The 3,171-nt window shown below is 70.8% G+C and carries 3 protein-coding genes; all 3 read right to left on the bottom strand.

From position 1 onward, the window contains the following. Positions 1-988 (bottom strand): tyrosine-type recombinase/integrase (locus AB0E90_RS51520; RefSeq protein ID WP_360421183.1); only part of this gene is annotated, 988 nt, incomplete at its 3' end. Beyond that, positions 985-1,908 (bottom strand): tyrosine-type recombinase/integrase, encoded by a 924-nt coding sequence (locus tag AB0E90_RS51515; RefSeq protein WP_360421181.1) that lies wholly within the window; start codon positions 1,906-1,908, stop codon positions 985-987. The genes AB0E90_RS51515 and AB0E90_RS51520, both read right to left, overlap by 4 nt. Further along, entirely contained in the window at positions 1,905-3,113 is a 1,209-nt protein-coding gene (locus AB0E90_RS51510; RefSeq protein WP_360421179.1) for a site-specific integrase, read from the bottom strand. The genes AB0E90_RS51515 and AB0E90_RS51510 overlap by 4 nt, the downstream gene beginning before the upstream one ends. Positions 3,114-3,171: the final 58 nt, after the last annotated feature.

Raw genomic sequence — 3,171 nt, 5'->3', positions numbered from 1 at the left:
AGAGGCTGTCCAGGAACGCGATCAGCGAGTCTGGAGCGCGGTAGCGGCCGGCGGCAGCCTGTGGACCGCCTGCCTTGGCGAGCGCCTTCTCCTTGAGGGAGAGGTCGGCGTGGAGGTAGATCTGGACGGTGGCGATCTGCTCATGGCCCAGCCAGAGCGCGATCGTGGATGGGTCGGTGCCAGCATGGAGCAGTGACATAGCGCACGAGTGCCGGAGTGTGTGCGGGGTGACGTGTTTGTCCTTCAACGACGGGCACTTGGCTGCGGCGGCGCGGCAGTGTTTGGTGACCAGGCGGCGGATGGCGTCCCGGCTGAGCGGGCCGCCGCGCGGCCCCGGGAACAGTGTCGCGGCTGGGTCGCTGGGGATCTCCCGGAGCCATGCGGTGACGACCTTCGCGACCGGCGTGGTGAGTGGGGTGCTGCGCTCCTTGCGCCCTTTGCCGGTGCAGGTGAGGTAAGGGCTGGTGCCCAGGTGTAGATCCCGGCGGCGCAGCGCGGCCAGTTCGGAGACCCGCAGCCCGGTCTGGGCGGCCAGTGCAAGCAGGGCGCGATCGCGCCGCCCGATCCGCGTGGCCTTGTCCGGGGTGTCGACCAGCGCGTCTGTCTCCTTCCTGGTCAGGAAGGAGACGTCGGTGCGGTCGCGGCGTTTGCCGGGGATCGCCAGGACCCGCTGGATGAGCGCGGCGTGTTCAGGGTGGCGCAGGGCCGCGAAAGCGAACAGGGACCGGACCGCAGCGAGTCGGGCGTTGCGGGTCCTCGCGGTGACGCCGCGGTCGTGTTCGAGGTGGTCCAGGAACGCGCCGATCACCGTGGCGTCCAGGTCGGCGAAGTCCAGCCGGGAGGCCGGCTTGCCGACCTGCCGGGAGGCGAAGCCGAGCAGCAGCTTCAGGCTGTCGCGGTAAGCGGTGATCGTGTTCGGGCTGGCCTTGCGCTGGGCGGCCAGCCGGCTGGTGAAGAATGCCTCCGTCGTCGGGGCGATCAGCGTCATGAGTTGTCCTCCATGCTGCTCTCGAGCCGTCGGGCTGCCAAGGCGAGCAGCTCTGGCGAAGCGGACAGGTACCAGTACGTCCCGGCGGGATCTACGTGTCCGAGATAGGCCGACAAGGCCGGTAGCAGCGGCCCGGTATCGGCGCCGGCCGCGTACCAGCCGGCCAGCGTGGTCATCGCGAAGCTGTGCCTCATGTCGTGCATCCTCGGGGAGCGTCCGTCCCGGCAGGCGATGCCGGCCTGGCCGGCAAGCCTCCGGAACAGGGCCGAGACGTTCGAGTAGTGCAGCCGTGTGCCCTTCAGCGACACGAAGAACGCGCCCGACGCCGACCGGGGGAAGTGCTCCTCCCTGACCTGGGCGTAGCCGACCAGCGCAGCGGCTGTCGTCGGGTGAATGACGAGCTGGCGCGACTTGCCGAACTTGCCGTCCCGGATCACAATCAGTCGCTCGGGCGGGTCCACGTCGGTGTCGTCAAGGGCGATCGCCTCGCCGATCCGCATGCCTGTTACCGCCACCAGCCCAATTAGCGTCCTGTAGGTCGCGGCGCGCGGCGGCTGCGGCAGGAGCCCGGCCGCGTCCATCAGGCCGGCGACCTCGCCCTCGGAAAAGACGGGCGGCGCGACGCGGGGGGCCGGGGAATGGATCAGGCCAGGCGGCGGAATCTCGGTATCCGGGTCGAACGCCTGCAGGTAGCGAGCGAACCCGCGGACCACGCTGAGCCGCTGCTGCCACCACCAGCAGCTGGCACCGGCGGGCAGGATCGCCCATTCCAGCGCGATCGTGACCGTGATCCGCCCAGCTGCGTGCTCGTGCAGGTAGTCGGCAAAGCTGGCCAGCATCCGTCCCGGCTGGGTGAGCTTGAAGCCGAGCGCGCGACGCAGCGCGAGATAGTCCGCGGCGGCTTTCCGGAAGTCGGTCATGCCGTGCCTCCCGGCCACGGCAGGGCCAGCGCCTCCAGCGCCTGCCGGTCGACCTTGGCATAGATCGCCGTGGTCTCGATGTCGGAATGCCGGAGCACCTGGGCGATCTGCGGTAGCGACGCACCGCCACTGAGCATCGCGGTGGCGGCGGCATGCCGGAGCCGGTGCGCCCCGGCCAAGGGAAGGCCGGCGCGCTCGCAGGCCCGGTAGACGATGCCGGTCACCCCGGTGGGCGACAGGCCGCCGGGCGGCGCGCAGGCCCGCCAGAACAGCGGGCCTTCCGCCTTGCGGGGACGGCCGTCGCCCACATACTCGGCGATCGCGGTCCCGGCGTCAGCCGGGAGCGGAAGCACGTCGATGCGCGATCCCTTGCCGCGGACCCGCAGAGTGCCCTCGCGCCAGCCGACGTCAGACAGCTGAAGCCCAGCAGCCTCGGCAGCCCGCAGGCCCAGCCGCGACAGGACGACGAGCACCGCGTAATCCCGGCGGCCGGCGGGCGTGCCCCGGTCGCAGCTGGCCAGCAGGGCTGCCAGCGCCTCCTGGCTGACTGGGGAGGGCAGCGACGCCAGCCGCCACTGCGCCGGCATCGGCACCGCCTGCGCCAGCGGCGCGGCCAGCATGCCGTCCAGGTGCAAAAACCGGAGCAGGGAGCGGACCGCGACCGTGACGCAGCCCGCCCATCCAGCACTCTTGCCCTCGCACTCCGCAGCCAGGAAGGCGAGTGCCGCAGGGGCGGTCACGCCGCTGGCCGGCGAGTCTCCCAGCGGTGGGCATGAGCTGAGGAACCGATGTGCCAGCTCCAGGTAACGCGCCGTCGTGCCCAGCGCCAGCCCGCGTTCTCGCAGCAGGTAACTGCGATACCTGTCCAGCAGACGATCCGCCGGCGACACCGGCGCGGGAGCCGGAAGAGGCAGCGACCCGCAGGCGGATAGGTACTCCATCAGCCACGCCACTGCCCTCGGCGAGATGTGGCACTTCAGCCCTCTCGCCCTGCGCTGCGCGAAGAACTCGACCACGTGCGTGGCGTTGGCCAGGTCGTCCAGGCCGAGGCCCCTCACCTGCATCCACCTGCTCAGCTTCGCCGCCACTTGCAGCTGCAGCGCCGCCGAGCCCGGCGTATAACCGCGGGCTTCCAGTTCGGCGCGCAGCCCGTCGGCATGCACGGCCAGCGGGCCGCTGATCCGGACCCGCAACGGGTCGTTCATCCTGTCTCCTCTTCGGTTGTCGGGAACCAATGAGCAGACAGCCATACGTAAACAGCGC

The sequence above is a fragment of the Actinoplanes sp. NPDC026619 genome (assembly GCF_040638295.1).
Lineage (GTDB): Bacteria > Actinomycetota > Actinomycetes > Mycobacteriales > Micromonosporaceae > Actinoplanes.
This window is presented reverse-complemented; position numbering and strand designations above follow the sequence as displayed.

Bases quoted from the DNA above. Each gene is read 5' to 3' on its own strand.
- AB0E90_RS51515 (WP_360421181.1), bottom strand. From the start codon at position 1,908: ATGACCGACTTCCGGAAAGCCGCCGCGGACTATCTCGCGCTGCGTCGC.
- AB0E90_RS51510 (WP_360421179.1), bottom strand. From the start codon at position 3,113: ATGAACGACCCGTTGCGGGTCCGGATCAGCGGCCCGCTGGCCGTGCAT.